Consider the following 15492-nt stretch of genomic DNA (forward strand, 5'->3'; position numbering starts at 1 on the left):
TGACTTCGCACGAGAAGTGGGGCGTGAATGAATTCCGGTAAGAAGGTTCTGCTTGTCGAGCCGCGCAGTTTCTGCGCGGGTGTCCGGCGGGCGATAGCCATCATCGATCTCGCGCTCGAACGGCACGGGGCGCCGATCTACGTCCGCAAGGAAATCGTGCACAACCATTACGTGGTGCGCCAGTTCGAGCGCCGCGGCGTGACGTTCGTCGATTCCGAGCAGGAGGTGCCGGAAGGCGCGGTGTGCGTGTTCTCCGCACACGGTGTCTCGCCGCAGGTTCGCCAGAACGCCAAGGCACGCAACCTCGACGTGCTCGACGCGACGTGCCCGCTGGTGTCGAAGGTGCACCAGGAAGCACTGCGGTTCGCCAAGGACGGGCGGACGCTGCTGCTGGTCGGGCACGACGGGCACGAGGAAGTGGAAGGCACCTTCGGGCACGCGCCCGACCGGACGATCATCGTCGAGACAGTCGAGGACGCCGAGGCGCTGGACCTGCCTGCGGACGCCCCGCTGGCCTTCCTCACCCAGACCACGCTCTCGGTCGACGAGACCAAGGACATCATCGCGGTGCTGCAGCGCCGGTTCACCGACCTGCGCGGCCCGGCGACCGACGACATCTGCTACGCCAGCCAGAACCGGCAGGACGGCATCCGCGCCGTGGTCAGCCGCAGCGACCTCGTCCTCGTGGTCGGGTCACGCAACTCCAGCAACTCGATCAGGATGGTCGAGGTCGCCGAGCGGCTGGGCACCAGCTCCTACCTGGTGCCGGACGTGACCGAGTTCGACGAGAGCTGGCTGGCCGGCGTCGGCACGATCGCGGTCAGCGCCGGGGCGAGCGCGCCGGAGATCCTCGTCGAGCAACTGCTGGACCGGTTGGCCGAACTGGGTTACGCGGACGTCGAACTCGAGCAGGTGGCCGAGGAGAACATCGTCTTCTCCCCACCGGCGCGGCTCACAGTGCCTGTCGTTTGACCTGTGAAAGGGCGGACATGCTGAAAACACAAGCGGTTCGACCGGCCCGGCTGGAGATGATGGCCGCGATCGAGACGAGGCTCAGCGGTTTCCTCGCCGCCGAACGCGAGCGGTGGGCCGCGGTCGACCCGCGCTGCGCGGTCCCGGTTGACGCGGTCGCCGGGCTGGTGGCGGCGGGCGGCAAGCGGTGGCGCCCGGCGTTCTGCGTCAGCGGTTTCCTCGCCGCGGGCGGCCCCGAGGCGGAAACCGAGACCCTGCTGGACGCCGCGGCGGCGATCGAACTGGTGCACGCCGCCGCGCTCATCCACGACGACGTGCTCGACGACTCGCCGTTGCGCCGTGGCGCCCCGACCGTGCACACGACGCACATCGCCACGCACGCCGGCGCGGGGTGGCTCGGTGAGTCACGCCGTTACGGCGAAGGCACCGCCATCCTCGCTGGTGACTTGGCGATGGTGTACGCGGGCAGGCTCACCGCCGGCCTGCCGGACGTGGCCAGGCCGGTGTGGGACGAGATGCTCACCGAGATCCAGATCGGGCAGTACCTGGACATGGCGGTGGCCGCGGAGTGCGTGGTCGACCCGGCGGTGTCCCGCTGGGTCGCGGTGTGCAAGTCCGGCCGGTACAGCATCCACCGCCCGCTGCTGCTCGGCGCCGCGATCGCGGGACGCCCGCAGCTGGCGACCCAGTTCGCCGAGTACGGTGAGGCGCTGGGGGAGGCGTTCCAGCTGCGGGACGACCTGATCGACACCTTCGGCGACAGCGCGGCGACCGGCAAACCGGTCGGCTCGGATCTGGCGCAGCACAAGATGACTCTGCTGCTGGCGATGGCGTGCGGCCGGGACGACCGGCTGCGCGCGCTGGTCGCCGAGCAGGAGTGGGACACCGAAGCGATCCGTCTCAGGCTCGTGGACGGCGGCGCGCGCGAGGAGATCGAACGCCGGATCGGCGAACTCGTGCGCTGGGCCCGTGAGGCGATCGCGCAGGCCGGGCTGGATCCGGCGTGGCAGGCCGAACTGACCGAGATGGCGACCGAGGTCGCCTACCGCAACCGCTGAGGAGCGTCGCGCATGGCATTGCAGGACACTGAGATGGCGACCGAGGCCGCGTGCCGCAACCGGTGAGGAGCACCCACGCATGGCATTGCTGGAAACCGTGCGCGGCCCGGCGCGGCTGCGTGAACTGACGCTCGACGAGCTCACCGCGCTCGCCGGTGAGATCCGCACGTTCCTGATCGACCGGGTCAGCGCCACCGGCGGTCACCTCGGGCCCAACCTCGGGGTGGTGGAGCTGACCATCGCGCTGCACACCGTGTTCGACTCGCCGCGCGACCGGCTGCTGTGGGACACCGGGCACCAGTCCTATGTGCACAAGATCCTCACCGGGCGGCAGGCCGGATTCGCGCGGCTGCGCAAGTCCGACGGCCTGTCGGGCTACCCGAGCCAGGCCGAGTCCGAGCACGACCTGGTGGAGAACTCGCACGCGTCGACCGCGTTGTCGTACGCCGACGGCCTGGCCAGGGCGGACGCCCACCTCGGCCGTACCGACCGCGCTGTCGTGGCGGTGATCGGCGACGGCGCCATGACCGGTGGGATGGCGTGGGAAGCGCTCAACAACATCGCCGGTGGCCCGGACCGGCCGTTGGTCATCGTGCTCAACGACAACGAACGCTCCTACGCGCCGACCGTGGGCGGATTCGCCGAACACCTGGCGGATCTGCGCGCGGGCAACGGGCCGGGCGTGTTCGGGCGGTTCGGGCTCGACTACATCGGCCCGGTCGACGGGCACGACATCGAAGCCGTCCAGGACGCGCTGCGGCAGGCCCGTGCGGCGGGCTGTCCGGTGGTGGTGCACGTGATCACCGCAAAGGGCCGCGGTTTCGAGCACACCGAGAACAACGAACTGGACCTCGGGCACGCCATCAAGCCGATGGACCCGCAGACCGGGCAGGCGCTGGGCAAGTCCACGCCGTCGTTCACGTCGGTGTTCGCGTCGACGCTCGTCGAGCTGGCCGAGCAGCGCCCGGACCTGGTCGCGATCACCGCCGCGATGACCGAGCCGACCGGGCTGCTCGCGTTGCAGCGCAGGCTCCCTGACCGGGTCGTGGACGTCGGCATCGCCGAACAGCACGCGGTCACGATGGCCGCCGGGTTGTCCATGGGCGGTGTGCACCCGGTCGTGGCCATCTATTCGACGTTCGTCAACCGGGCGCTGGACCAGTTGCTGATGGACGTGGCGCTGCACCGCCGCCCGGTGACGTTCGTGCTCGACCGGTCCGGCGTGACCGGCGACGACGGCCCGAGCCACAACGGCATGTGGGATCTCTCCGTGCTGCAGGTCGTTCCCGGCCTGCGGATCGCCGCGCCGAGGGACGGCACGCGGCTGGCCGAGCTGCTGCGGGAAGCCGTGGCGTGGTCGGAGGGCCCGACGCTGCTGCGGTTCCCGAAAGGCCCGGCCGGCGACGACATCCCCGCCGTGACCACGTTCGGTGGAATGGACGTGCTGCGCCGCGACGGATCGCTGGACGTGATGATCGTGGCGGTCGGCGCGCTGGCCACGTTGGCGCTCGCCGTCGCGGACGGCGTCCGGGCGCAAGGCATCGGCGTGACGGTGGTCGACCCGAGGTGGGTCACGCCGGTGAATCCCGCGCTGGCCGACATGGCCCGCCGCCACCGGCTCGCCATCACGGTCGAGGACAACAGCCGCACCGGTGGCGTGGGTTCCGCGGTGGCGCAGACGTTGCGTGACAACGGGGTCGGCACGCCGATGCGGGAGTTCGGCATCCCGCGGCGGTTCCTCGGGCACGGCTCACGCGCCGAGGTGCTCGCCGCGTGCGGCCTGACCGCGCAGGACATCTCGCGGGCAGTCGTCGAACTCGTCGCCGATCTGGACGCCGAACCCGCCCCCGACGGGGTGGAGCTGGACGCTGAAGGGAGCACATGGTGACGACCGTCGCGCTGGGCATGCCGAAGGTCCGCGACGAGCAACCGCCGTTGTCCGTGGCCACACGCCGCAAGTCCAGGCAGATCATGGTCGGGTCGGTGGCCGTCGGCGGTGACGCGCCGGTGTCGGTGCAGTCGATGACCACGACGCTCACGTCCGACATCAACGCCACCCTGCAGCAGATCGCCGAGCTGACCGCGTCGGGCTGCGAGATCGTGCGCGTGGCGGTGCCGTCGGCCGACGACGCCGAGGCGCTGCCGATCATCGCCCGCAAGTCGCAGATCCCGGTGATCGCCGACATCCACTTCCAGCCGAAGTACGTCTTCGCCGCGATCGAGGCCGGCTGCGCCGCGGTCCGCGTGAACCCGGGCAACATCCGCAAGTTCGACGACCAGGTCGGCGCGATCGCCCGTGCCGCCCGCGACCGGGGGATCCCGATCCGGATCGGCGTGAACGCCGGTTCACTCGACCCGCGGCTGCTGGAGAAACACGGCGGCGTCACCCCGGAAGCGCTGGTCGAGTCGGCGTTGTGGGAGTGCTCGCTGTTCGAGGAGCACGACTTCCAGGACATCAAGATCTCGGTCAAGCACAACGACCCGGTGGTGATGATCGAGGCATACCGCCAGCTCGCCGCGCAGTGCGACTACGCGCTGCACCTGGGCGTGACCGAGGCCGGGCCGACGTTCCAGGGCACGATCAAGTCCTCGGTCGCGTTCGGCGCGCTGCTGGCCGAGGGCATCGGCGACACGATCCGCGTGTCGCTGTCCGCGCCGCCGGTCGAGGAGGTCAAGGTCGGCAACCAGATCCTGGAGTCACTCGGCCTGCGGCCACGCGGCCTGGACATCGTGTCCTGCCCGTCCTGCGGCCGTGCCCAGGTCGACGTGCACACGCTGGCCGAACGGGTCAGCGCGGCCCTGGAGGGCTTCCCGGTGCCGCTGCGCGTCGCGGTGATGGGCTGCGTCGTCAACGGCCCGGGTGAGGCGCGGGAAGCCGACCTCGGCGTGGCCTCCGGCAACGGCAAGGGCCAGATCTTCGTCAAGGGCAAGGTGATCAAGACCGTGCCCGAGTCGCAGATCGTCGAGACGCTGCTGGAAGAGGCCGCACGCATCGCGGCCGAGATGGGAATCGACATCGAGGCCTAGACTCACCTGCCCCGATGAGCTCTCTACGGCGAGTCGACATCCGGCGGATACCGTCGGAAGCGTCACTGCCGGGAGAGCCATCGGGAAGGGGAACCCTGGGTGAGCACGACAGCGACAGCGACGACAGCGGCGATGACGACAGCGCCGGTGCCGCTGGTGGGCCGGGAGGCCGAGCTGGCGGCGTTGAGCGCGCGGCTGCTCGGCCAGGACGTCCGGCTGATCACCGTCACCGGCCAGGTCGGTGTCGGCAAGAGCAGGCTGGTCGCCGCGCTGTTCGAGCGCCTGCGCGACCAGTTCGCCGACGGCGGCGCCCACCTTGACCTGGCCACGGCCGACCTGGACGGGCTCGACGGGCTGGGGGACCGGCATTTCCTGCTCGCGGTCGACGGCTGCGAAGACCGCACCCGGGAACTCGCGCCGAAGCTCGCCGCGCTGGTCACGGCCTGTCCACGGCTGAGCGTCCTGGTGGCCAGCCCCTCACGGCTCGGCGTGTACGGCGAAGCCGTCGTCCGCCTCGCCCCCTTGCGTCTGCCGGACGCCTCCGCCGACATGCCGGCGTTCGCGAGCGTGCCGTCCGTGCGGTTGTTCGTGCAACGCACCCAGGCCGTGCGGCCGGACTTCCGCCTCACCGAGACCAACAGGGCCGCCGTGGCCGAGCTCTGCACACGCACCGACGGACTGCCATTGGCCATCGAGCTGCTGGCGGCTGGGATGGAGTTGTCCTCGCCGCAGCGGCTGATCGCCGACATGGATCGTGACCTCGGCTGCCTGACCGGCACGGGATCGGCCACGTTGTCGCGGCACCACAGCATGACCGCGGCGATCGAGTGGAGCCTGGCCCGGCTCGACGACGGCGAACGCGCTCTGCTCGCCCGGCTCGCGGTGTTCACCGGCCACTTCGACCTCGCCGCGGCCACCGCGGTCAGCCGCGCCCCGCAGTTGCTGGCGGGTCTCGTCGACAAGAACCTGCTGAGCACGACCGAGTGCCAGGACGGCGACCTGATCTTCCGGATGTCCGGCCCCACACGGCGTTATCTCGTCCAGCGTGACGAACACCGTGCGGCGCAACGGGCACACGCCGAGTACTTCCTCGGCATGGCCGACGAGGACCACTCGCCTGAGCTGATCGACGCCTGGTACCCGGACATCGAGGCCGCGGTGACCTACCTGCGGGACTCCGGTGACGCCGCCGGGATGACGAAGCTGACGGCGGGCAACGCGCGCCGTCCGGTGGAGCACCCGCTGACCAACCGCGAGTTCGAGGTGGCCAAGCTGGTGGCGTGCGGGATGACCAACCGGGAGGTGGCGCGCAACCTCGGGATCGCCGAGTGGACCGCGGTCAACCACCTGCGCAAGATCATGCGCAAACTCGAATGCTCCTCACGGGTCCAGGTGGCCAGTTGGATGACCACCCTGGACCGGTGAGGCAGCTCAGAATCCGATGTAGAGGATGTTGACGGCCAGCACGCACACCACGGTCGTGCGGAACACCAGCACGCCGCGGATCCTGGCCACCAGCGGAGCTCCCTGGTTGCGCACGAACCCGGCGTACTGCCGCAGCCGCAACACGATCGCGGGCAGCAGCGCGAACGGCAGCCACCACGGCACCCACCCGGCGAACGCCGGCACCAGGATCACCAGGATGTTCGCGGTGGTGAGCAGACCGAGGAAGACCACGTTGCCGTAGCGTGTCCCGGAGGTCATCACCGCGACCGTCCGGCGGCCGGCGGCCTTGTCCCCGTCGATGTCGTTGGTGTTGGAGTACCCCGCGATCATCAGCTGGCCGAACCCGAACAGCAGGCCCTCGACCAGGACCAGCGCGGGCAGCTCACCCGTGGCCAGTCCGTACGGGGCGATCAGGAACGCCGCCGCGGAGAACAACAGCACCAGCTCGCCCAGCCCGTAGTAGCTGAGCTTGAGACCCCACGAGTACTGCACGCTCAACGTCAGCAACAACCCTGTCACCACAAGGATCCAGCCCTGCTGGTGATCGGTGTGCAGGACCGCGGCGAGCCACCAGGCCGCTCCCCACACGAGGCTGAGATAGCCGTAGCGCTGGGCCTGCGCCACAGTCAGCTCGCCGGTCAGCAGCGGCTTGCGTTTGAGGGGGCGCAGCTGGCTCTTGTTGGCGGCCACGTAGTTCGCGTGGTCACTGCCGTCCTTGATCCCCGTCACGTCGTCGAGCGTCATCACGGCGAACAGCACCCCGGCTTGGCCGAGTGCGAAGAACAGCAACGTGACCAGTGTGTCCCCGTCGGTCTTGAGCAACGGGGCCAACGCGGTCCACGCGATGATCGGCGCCAGGTAGAAATCGAGGACGAACTGGAACTTCACCAGTCTGGCGTAACTTCGGATCGTCCGGAGAACTCCGGGTTTCGCGATCGCTTGGGAGGCATCGGTACGCGCCGTCATGCTTTGTCCTTACGCACGTCGGAAGCGGGCTCCGGCCAACGTAGCAACGGGCTGTGACAGCCAAAATAGCAATTTCCCGTCATTGTGCCCGTCCGCGCGGCGGGCTCACGCTGTATGCGTGACGACTCCCATGTGCCGTGTCTGCGGCGGTTCGGTCGAGGAGTTCCTCGACCTCGGCAGGCAACCGCTGTCCGACGCGTTCCGCGATCCGGCCGACACGCGGCCGGAGTACTTCTTCCGTCTCGCTGTGGGCCAATGCGCGACCTGCACCATGGTGCAACTGGTCGAGGAGGTCCCGCGCGAGCGGATGTTCCACGAGGACTACCCGTACCACTCCTCCGGATCGGCGGTGATGCGCGAGCACTTCCAACGGCTGGCCGGCCGTCTGCTGGAGACCGAGCTGAGCGGCGCCGACCCGTTCGTGGTCGAGATCGGCTGCAACGACGGGATCATGCTGCGCACGATCGGCCAGGCCGGTGTCCGGCACCTCGGTGTCGAGCCGTCCGGCGGCGTCGCCGAAGTGGCCAGGAGCAACGGCGTCAACGTCCGCACCGACTTCTTCCAGGAGTCCACAGCGGTCGAGGTCCGCGAGGAGCACGGCCCGGCCGACGTGATCTACGCGGCCAACACCTTCTGCCACATCCCGTACGTCGAATCCATCTTCGCGGGCATCGACGCGTTGCTCGGCCCGGACGGCGTGTTCGTGTTCGAGGACCCGTACCTCGGGGACATCGTCGCCAAGACCTCGTTCGACCAGATCTACGACGAGCACTTCTACCTGTTCTCCGCCCGTTCGGTCGCCGCGATGGCGCGGCACTTCGGGTTCGAGCTCGTCGACGTCGAACGGTTGGAGGTGCACGGCGGCGAGGTCCGCTACACCCTGGCCCGGCTCGGTGCCCGCACACCGGCACCCGCCGTCGCGGAGTTGCTGGCCGAGGAGGAGGAGGCCGACCTGGCGAACCTGACCACGTTGCGGCGTTTCGCGGGCAATGTGCACACCATCCGCGACGATCTGCGTACGCTGCTCAAGGACCTGCGGGCCCAGGGCAAGCGGGTGGTGGCCTACGGCGCCACCGCCAAGAGCGCCACCGTGGCCAACTTCTGCGGTATCGGACCGGATCTGGTCGAGTTCGTCTGCGACACCACACCGGCCAAGCAGGGCAGGCTCACGCCCGGTTCGCACATCCCGGTCCGTCCCGCGGACGCGTTCGCCGAGCCCTACCCGGACTACGCGTTGCTGTTCGCGTGGAACCACGCCGAGGAGATCATGGGCAAGGAACAGGAGTACGAGCAGGCTGGTGGCCGGTGGATCCTCTACGTCCCCAAGGTCACCGTTGAGTGACGCACCACCCTGGTACTGACTCCGGGCTGCTCGCGCCGACACGGGCGGGCAGCCCGGCCGATTCCCAGGCGACCGACGGGACCGTCCCGCACACAGCTGTGCGGGACGAGTGGCCCGCCGATCGCACGGGCCGCGTCCCTCACGGCGTTCGGGGTTCCCGCGCTCCCAGTTCCCGGGCGATAGCCATGACGTACTGGCCGTAGCCGGACTTGGCCTGGAACGCGCCCAAGGCGTAGCAGGCGTCCGGGTCGATGAAACCCATGCGCAGCGCGACTTCCTCGACACACGCGATCCGGACGCCTTGGCGGTGCTCGAGAGTCTGCACGTACTGACCGGCCAGCAGCAGCGAATCGGGGGTGCCGGTGTCCAGCCAGGCGAAGCCGCGGCCGAGGTCGACCAGCTTGGCCTTGCCGCGCTCCAGGTAGTGCTGGTTGACGTCGCTGATCTCCAGCTCGCCACGAGCCGACGGGTGCAGGTTCTTGGCGATGTCGACGACGTCGTTGTCGTAGAAGTACAAGCCGGTGATGGCCCGGTTGGAGCGGGGCCGTGCCGGTTTCTCCTCAATGGACACCAGCCGCCCGGTCGCGTCGGTCTCGCCGACGCCGTACCGCTCGGGATCGTGCACCGGGTAGCCGAAAAGCACGCATCCGTCCAGATCGCGGATGCTGCCGGCGAGCACGTCGGAGAACCGCGGGCCGTGGAAGATGTTGTCGCCGAGGACAAGCGCCACCGAGTCGGTGCCGATGTGGTCGGCGCCGATCAGGAATGCCTCCGGCAGGCCGTTGGGCTGGCGCTGCACCGCGTAGCTCAGGTTCAGCCCGAGGCCCGATCCGTCGCCGAACAAGCGCTCGAACTGCGGCAGGTCCCGTTCGGTCGAGATGATCAGGATGTCCCGGATGCCCGCCAGCATCAGCACGGACAACGGGTAGTAGATCATCGGCTTGTCGTTGACCGGCAGCAGTTGCTTGGACACCGCGACCGTGATCGGGTGGAGCCGGGTGCCGGATCCTCCGGCGAGGATGATCCCCTTCATTGCCAACAATCTACGGACCCGCTGTCAAGGCACCCATGAGATTCGCTGGTGCGCCTCAGTCGGTCCAGGTGACCAGGCCGTACTTGTGCGCGTGGATCACCGCCTGCACCCTGGTCGCGACACCCAGCTTCGCCAGAATCCGCTCGACGTGGACCTTCACCGTACCCGCGGCGATCCCGAGCTCGTCGGCGACCTCGGCGTTCGACAGGCTCCGCGCGAGGCCACGCAGCACCTCGGTCTCCCGCGGGGTGAGGGCGTCCAGCTCCGGCGGCGCCGGTCGCGGTGACGTACGCGCGAAACGGCTCACCAGACGCCGAGTCACCTGCGGATCGATCAGGCCCTGCCCGCGGTACGCGAGCCGGACGGCGTCGAGGAAAAGCTCCGGTGCGCTGTCCTTGAGCACGAACCCCACCGCGCCGGACTGCAACGCCCCGAAAAAGTACTCGTCCACGTCGAACGTGGTCACCGCGACCACCGCGGGCTCGGGCCGCACGGTGACCAATCGCTTGATCGCGCCGATGCCGTCCATGCCCGGCATCCTGATGTCGGTCAGGACCACGTCCGGTGTCCGCCGTCGCGCCAGCGCGACCAGTTCGACGCCGTCCACGGCGGCCCCGATCACGTCGATGTCCGGCTCACCCGACAGCAGCAGCCGCAAACCGTCCCGTGCGGCTTCCTGGTCGTCCGCGATGAGGACCCGGATCACAGTTCCCCCAACGGGATCATCGCCCGCACGCGCCACCCCCTGTCACCGTGTGGCCCGGCGTGCACTGTTCCGCCGAGCTGCGCCGTTCGCTCACGCATACCGCGCAATCCGTTTCCTTCCTTGGGGTCCGTGGCTTTCCCGGAGCCGTCGTCGTCCACTGTGATCAGCAGTTTGTGCTGCCGGACGCCGATGGTCACGGCGGCCTGGCTGGCTGACGTGTGACGAGCGACGTTGCTGAGCGCCTCTTCGACGATCCGGTACGCGACCGTTTGGACGTTCCCGGGCGGGGCGACGCCACCGAGGTCCAGGCTGATCCGCACGGGAAGCACGCCACGCGTCCGGGCGGCCAGCATGTCCAATTGGACAAACCGGGCTGGCCGTCTTCGCGTAGCACGTGCACGAGCGAGCGCACCTGGCCGAGCGCCTCCCCGGCGAGGTCGGCGATCGCGCCGAGCGCGCGGCCGGTGTCCACCGCGGCTTTGCGGCTGCCCAGCGCCCGCAGCCGGATCGCGCTCAACTGGTGTCCCACGAGGTCGTGCACGTCCCGTGCCACGCGATCGCGCTCGTGCGCCTGTGCCCTCTCGGCTTCGGCCGCGACGAGCAACCGCGTCCGATCGGATTGCAGGCGCAGTGCGTGACCGAGACTGATGGGCAGGGCCGCCAGCCCCACGGAAGTGAGCACATTGGACGGAACCATGGGCTCGCCCGGCAACGCGGCGACCACGAGCATCCACACCGCCGCGCCGACTCCGAGCACCATCCGATGGCGGCGCAGGTGAAAGGCGGCGGAGAACACGGCCACCAGGACCGCCCACGGCGAGATGGCCGCCCCGGTCCAGAGCGCGCCGAGCGTCAGCAGACCCGTGACCGCGGCTGAGGTGAGCGGTGCCCGTCGCCGCCAGACCAGGGGAACGCAGCTCGCCAGTGTCCACAGCACCACGGCCGGGTTCAGCGCCGAGGTCCGGCCCGACATCCCGGCCAGGATGTCGAGCGCGGGAAGCGCGAGCAGGAAGACGAACACGCCGGCGGCGATCAGCGCGTCCTGCGCCCGCGGTGTCATGGATCGCACTCTTTCCCCGTTCGAGTATGCCGTGCGGCGGATGCGCCGCCGCGCGTCCGGTGCCAGCGTGGTGGGCGAGCAGGTGGGGATGCCTGTGACCGCAGACTAGGAGGAGCTTCCCGGATGGCAAGCCGGAGGGCACTCGTGCTGGGCAGTGTCGCGATCGCGACGCTGGCGACGGCGGGTTCTGGGCAGGCGCGGCCCGCCGCGTTGGATTGGCGTGACTGCGGCAACGGTGCCGAGTGCGCGACCTTGACCGTACCGGTCGACTGGGCCGATCCGCGTGGCCCCAGCACCAGTATCGACGTGGTGCGCGTACCGGCGAAGGACCCGGCACGCAAAATCGGTACAGTGGTCGCCAACCTGGGCGCGGGAAACAGCACGAACTCGATCACCGGACCGCGCCCGCCGCAGATCCGGAGCTGGCTGGACGGCCTCACCGAGCGGCTGGACGTGGTCGTGTTCGACCCACGCGGACTCGGCCGCACACCGATCAGCTGCCCGCGTCCCGCCGCGTCGATCGCCGGCCTGGTACGTCACCAGGACAAGGCAGCCTGGGACGCGCACGCCCGGGAGAACGCGGCCTACGACACCGGATGCAGGCAAACCGCCGGACCGGCGTTCGCGGGCCTCGACTCGTGGCAGATGGCGCGCGACCTGGACGCGATCCGTGCGGCGCTGGGGGAGACGAAGCTCCGGTACTTCGGCAATTCCTACGGCACCACCTACGGACAGGCGTACGCCGAACTGTTCGGTCCGAGGCTGCACAGCATGTACCTCGACGGCGTCGCCGACCACACGCAGACCCGCCTGAGCGACTGGCTGACCAACTACGCACTTACCCAGGAAGGACAGTTGCTGCGTTTCCGTGAATGGTGTGATCGCACGCCTTCGTGCCCGTTGCGTGGCCAGGACGCCGCGAAAGCCTGGGACGACATCGTCGCGACGGCAGGTCGTACACCGATCCCGGCAGGACCAGGCCGCGTCGCGACAACGGGAGAGCTGTTCGCGAGTGCCCTCGTCGGCATGAACCCACCGAGGTGGCCTGCCTTGGCAAAGGCGATCGCCAAGGCACGGGCAGGCGATGCCGGCGACTTCCACACCGTGCTGCGGTACCCGCCCGACGGCCCGGCAGGTCACGTGCAGAGCGCGACACTGTGCCATGACTACATGCCTGTATTGCCGACGTACTCCCAGTTCCTTCGCATCGAGCGCCACCTGAAGGCTGTCGCACCACGCTTCGGCTGGATCGAGGGCCGCTTCGAACTCGGGCGCTGCGTCGGTATCCCCGGCGAGCCTGCCTATCCACCGCGTCCCTTGTCAGCGCCCGGCACACCACCTGTGCTCGTGGCCATCGGAGAACTCGACAACAACACCAACCACCTCGGCGCAGCACACGCCGCGGCCCAGTTCCCCGAAGCTCGAACGATCCGGCACGGCGACGGACACGCCGCGACCCTGCTGGACAACACGTGCCTTCGTAAGCACAGCAACGCTTATCTCATCGACGGCACGCTGCCCGCGCCAGGCACTCGCTGTCCTAGTGAGCTGGTGCCGGGGTGAGGTCGAGCAGTTCGCCCGGCGCGAGTACCCGGGTGGTCACGCCGAGACGTGCGGCTTCCGCCACGAAGCTGCCCGAGGGATCGTCGACCTGCTCGTAGACGCCTTCGGCGTTGAGCGCGTCGTAATGGATCGGTACGGCGAGCCGGGTGTTGAGGAGGCTGGCGGCGACAGCGGCCTGCTGCGGCGTCATGTCCGCCGGTAGCGGGCTGGCGGGTGTGCGGTGCGGGAACGTGCAGATCACGCCGTTCGTCGGCAGGAACACCGCGTCGAACGGGCCGCAGCGCATCGCGATGTGCCACCAGTAGCCGTGGAACACCGTGTCGCCGCCGTGGAAGATCCGCACGCCGTCCGCCTCCAGCACCCAGGACACCTGGGTGTCGCCGAAGCCGTCGACGGCGGGCACCGCCGTGGCACGGAACGGGCCGCGGTCCACCGATTCCCACGGCTCGACCACGCGGCCGACCAGGTTCTGCGCGGCCAGCCCGGTTTCGGCCATCGCCGTGCCCGCTACTTCCAGCGGGCTGCCTGTCATCGGGGCGGGCCGCAGGAACAGGCCGTCGCCGGCCAGTGCGGCGGCGAGCGTGACGGGGTCGGTGTGGTCGTCGTGCAGGTGGGTCACCATGGCCAGGTCGACGGGGCCGTCCGGGGCGAGCAGGGGAGTCAGCGGGGGACCGACGTACTTCTCCAGTCCGGACATGTCGACCACGGCGTCGATCACCGCCTTGTGCCCGTCCGCGTCGATCTCCAGTCCCGCCCAGCCCAGGCTGCGAATCCGCATCGGTGTGTCCCTTCAGAGTCGGTTCGACAGCGAATATAACGAACGATCGTTCGTAAGTTAAGTGGGGTAGACTGCCGGACATGAGCCCACGCCGATCCGCTCAGGACACCATCGCCACCCGGGACAAGATCGTCGCCAGGGCCCGGCTGCTCGCCGCGAGCGACGGGCTGGAGGGCATCACGATCGGCAGGCTCGCCGACGCCCTCGGTATGAGCAAGGCAGGCGTGATCGGCCACTTCGGCACGAAGGAAACCCTCCAGGTGGCGACGCTCGACGCCGCCGTCGCGGTGTTCCAGCACGAGGTGATCGACCGCGTCACGGGCATGCCCCGGGGCATCGAACGGCTGCTGCGGCTCTGCGAGGCCTGGCTGGACTACCTGGCCGACGGCCGCGTCTCACCCGGCGGCTGCTTCCTGACCGCCGCCGCCAGCGAGTTCGACGGACGCCCTGGCCCCGTGCACGACGCCGTGGCCGAGTCCGGCGCCCGCTGGCTGAGGTTCCTGGAAGCCGAAGCACGCGCCGCGGTGGCCGCCGGGGACCTGCCCGGCGACACGGACCCCGGGCAGATCGCCTTCGAGCTCAACGGCATCGCCGCCGGTGCCAACCAGGTGATCCAGCTGCACCACGACCTGACGGCCCGCGACCGCGCCTGGCGCGCGATGCGCCGGATCTGCGGCCGGGACCGCTGAACTTCGGTTACGTTGGGGACATGGCGCTGCGGGCTGAACAAGCGCCCGGCTGGCAGGTCGCCTTCCCGGCGGACCGGCCCGGGTACGACGGCGTGGAGCTGGCCGGCTACCACGACCGCGCCGGGCAGGGCCTGGACATGCGGGTACTGCCCGAGCCAGGCGTGACCATCGTGCTGCTGCTCGACGGCGAGATGCGGGTCGACGAGGCCGGCCCGGTGAGCGTCGGCATCGCCAGCGGGATCGGCGTCAACTCGGCCCGGGTGCACGGCCGTGACGTGGCCTGTGTGGACATCCACCTCTCGCCGCTCGCCGCGCACTCGGTGCTCGGCGGGGTGATCGCCGACCTGGCCGGGACGGTCGTCGGCCTCGAGGACCTGTGGGGCGCCGAGGCCCGTCGCCTGGCCGCATCGCTGGCGGGTGCCGGCCAGTGGGACGCCCGGTTCGGTGTGCTGCGTGCCGCGCTCGCCGAGAAGTTGCACGCCAACCGTTGCGTCGACAGGGAAGTCGCGTTCGTCTGGCATGAACTCGTGGCCAGCGGCGGCAGGCGCCGGATCAGCGATCTCGCCGCCGAGGCGGGGTGGAGCCGCAAACGCTTGTGGGCGCGGTTCACCGCCCAGATCGGGATCACGCCCAAGCGCGCCTCGATGATCGTGCGCCTGTCACCGGCGATCGACGCGATCATGGCAGGTACGGCACCGGCCGACGTGGCTGTGCGGCACGGGTACGCCGACCAGTCCCACCTGACCCGTGACCTCAAGGAACTGTCGGGCTACACGCCCGCGTCGCTGTACCGCGAATGGCACGGGGGAACATTCGTCCAAGACGCCGGGGGCTGAGCCACGCGAGAGTCGT

General features: G+C 69.6%; 15 protein-coding genes. 9 read left to right on the forward strand and 6 right to left on the reverse strand.

The features are described from left to right. Positions 1 to 27 precede the first annotated feature (27 nt). The 5 genes from ispH to AOZ06_RS22635 all read left to right on the forward strand — a co-directional run bounded on the left by ispH (position 28) and on the right by AOZ06_RS22635 (position 6482). A complete protein-coding gene (ispH, locus tag AOZ06_RS22615; protein WP_054291232.1) occupies positions 28 to 972 on the forward strand; it encodes a 4-hydroxy-3-methylbut-2-enyl diphosphate reductase in 945 nt (314 codons plus the stop codon). Between the two features lie 17 nt (positions 973 to 989). Further along, entirely contained in the window at positions 990 to 2030 is a 1041-nt protein-coding gene (locus AOZ06_RS22620) for a polyprenyl synthetase family protein (RefSeq protein WP_054291233.1), read from the forward strand. A gap of 79 nt (positions 2031 to 2109) precedes the next feature. After that, positions 2110 to 3918 (forward strand): 1-deoxy-D-xylulose-5-phosphate synthase, encoded by a 1809-nt coding sequence (locus AOZ06_RS22625; protein WP_054291234.1) that lies wholly within the window; start codon positions 2110 to 2112, stop codon positions 3916 to 3918. Beyond that, entirely contained in the window at positions 3912 to 5057 is a 1146-nt protein-coding gene (gene ispG, locus AOZ06_RS22630; protein WP_054291235.1) for a flavodoxin-dependent (E)-4-hydroxy-3-methylbut-2-enyl-diphosphate synthase, read from the forward strand. The genes AOZ06_RS22625 and ispG overlap by 7 nt, the downstream gene beginning before the upstream one ends. Positions 5058 to 5156: 99 nt before the next feature. Beyond that, on the forward strand, positions 5157 to 6482 hold the full coding sequence (locus AOZ06_RS22635; RefSeq protein ID WP_157233168.1) for a helix-turn-helix transcriptional regulator: 1326 nt from the start codon (positions 5157 to 5159) through the stop codon (positions 6480 to 6482). Positions 6483 to 6488: 6 nt separating this feature from the next. Here AOZ06_RS22635 and AOZ06_RS22640 read toward each other — a convergent pair whose 3' ends face one another. Further along, on the reverse strand, positions 6489 to 7469 hold the full coding sequence (locus AOZ06_RS22640; RefSeq protein ID WP_054291237.1) for a UbiA family prenyltransferase: 981 nt from the start codon (positions 7467 to 7469) through the stop codon (positions 6489 to 6491). 130 nt (positions 7470 to 7599) lie between these two features. On the opposite strand from AOZ06_RS22640, the gene AOZ06_RS22645 reads away from it, so the two are divergent. Continuing rightward, positions 7600 to 8811 carry a class I SAM-dependent methyltransferase gene (locus tag AOZ06_RS22645; RefSeq protein WP_054291238.1) on the forward strand — a complete coding sequence of 404 codons (1212 nt, stop codon included), beginning with the start codon at positions 7600 to 7602 and terminating at the stop codon, positions 8809 to 8811. A 139-nt stretch (positions 8812 to 8950) separates the two neighbouring features. Here AOZ06_RS22645 and rfbA read toward each other — a convergent pair whose 3' ends face one another. The 4 genes from rfbA to AOZ06_RS22665 are packed head-to-tail and all read right to left on the reverse strand — an operon-like array spanning position 8951 to position 11610. Beyond that, the gene (gene rfbA / locus AOZ06_RS22650; protein ID WP_054291239.1) at positions 8951 to 9844 is read right to left on the reverse strand and encodes a glucose-1-phosphate thymidylyltransferase RfbA; all 894 of its coding nucleotides are present in this window, start codon (positions 9842 to 9844) and stop codon (positions 8951 to 8953) included. 55 nt (positions 9845 to 9899) lie between these two features. Further along, positions 9900 to 10550: a response regulator gene (locus tag AOZ06_RS22655; RefSeq protein WP_054291240.1), complete on the reverse strand. Its 651-nt coding sequence runs from the start codon at positions 10548 to 10550 to the stop codon at positions 9900 to 9902. Beyond that, complete coding sequence (locus tag AOZ06_RS61690; RefSeq protein ID WP_335338426.1) at positions 10547 to 10858, reverse strand: sensor histidine kinase; 312 nt, start codon at positions 10856 to 10858, stop codon at positions 10547 to 10549. Before AOZ06_RS61690 ends, AOZ06_RS22655 begins: the two co-directional genes overlap by 4 nt. After that, positions 10744 to 11610, reverse strand: coding sequence for a histidine kinase (locus AOZ06_RS22665; protein ID WP_054291242.1), 867 nt, complete (start codon positions 11608 to 11610; stop codon positions 10744 to 10746). The genes AOZ06_RS61690 and AOZ06_RS22665 overlap by 115 nt, the downstream gene beginning before the upstream one ends. Positions 11611 to 11733: 123 nt before the next feature. On the opposite strand from AOZ06_RS22665, the gene AOZ06_RS22670 reads away from it, so the two are divergent. After that, a complete protein-coding gene (locus tag AOZ06_RS22670; protein ID WP_063810095.1) occupies positions 11734 to 13173 on the forward strand; it encodes an alpha/beta fold hydrolase in 1440 nt (479 codons plus the stop codon). Here AOZ06_RS22670 and AOZ06_RS22675 read toward each other — a convergent pair. Beyond that, on the reverse strand, positions 13151 to 13951 hold the full coding sequence (locus AOZ06_RS22675; protein WP_054291244.1) for an MBL fold metallo-hydrolase: 801 nt from the start codon (positions 13949 to 13951) through the stop codon (positions 13151 to 13153). The two genes, AOZ06_RS22670 and AOZ06_RS22675, sit on opposite strands and share 23 nt — an antisense overlap. Before the next feature lie 80 nt (positions 13952 to 14031). On the opposite strand from AOZ06_RS22675, the gene AOZ06_RS22680 reads away from it, so the two are divergent. Both AOZ06_RS22680 and AOZ06_RS22685 read left to right on the forward strand, forming a co-directional pair. Then, positions 14032 to 14640 (forward strand): TetR/AcrR family transcriptional regulator, encoded by a 609-nt coding sequence (locus AOZ06_RS22680; RefSeq protein WP_054291245.1) that lies wholly within the window; start codon positions 14032 to 14034, stop codon positions 14638 to 14640. 20 nt (positions 14641 to 14660) lie between these two features. Then, positions 14661 to 15476 (forward strand): helix-turn-helix domain-containing protein, encoded by an 816-nt coding sequence (locus AOZ06_RS22685; RefSeq protein WP_054291246.1) that lies wholly within the window; start codon positions 14661 to 14663, stop codon positions 15474 to 15476. Positions 15477 to 15492: the final 16 nt, after the last annotated feature.

Origin of the sequence: Kibdelosporangium phytohabitans (genome assembly GCF_001302585.1) — a bacterium.
Classification (GTDB): Bacteria; Actinomycetota; Actinomycetes; order Mycobacteriales; family Pseudonocardiaceae; genus Kibdelosporangium; species Kibdelosporangium phytohabitans.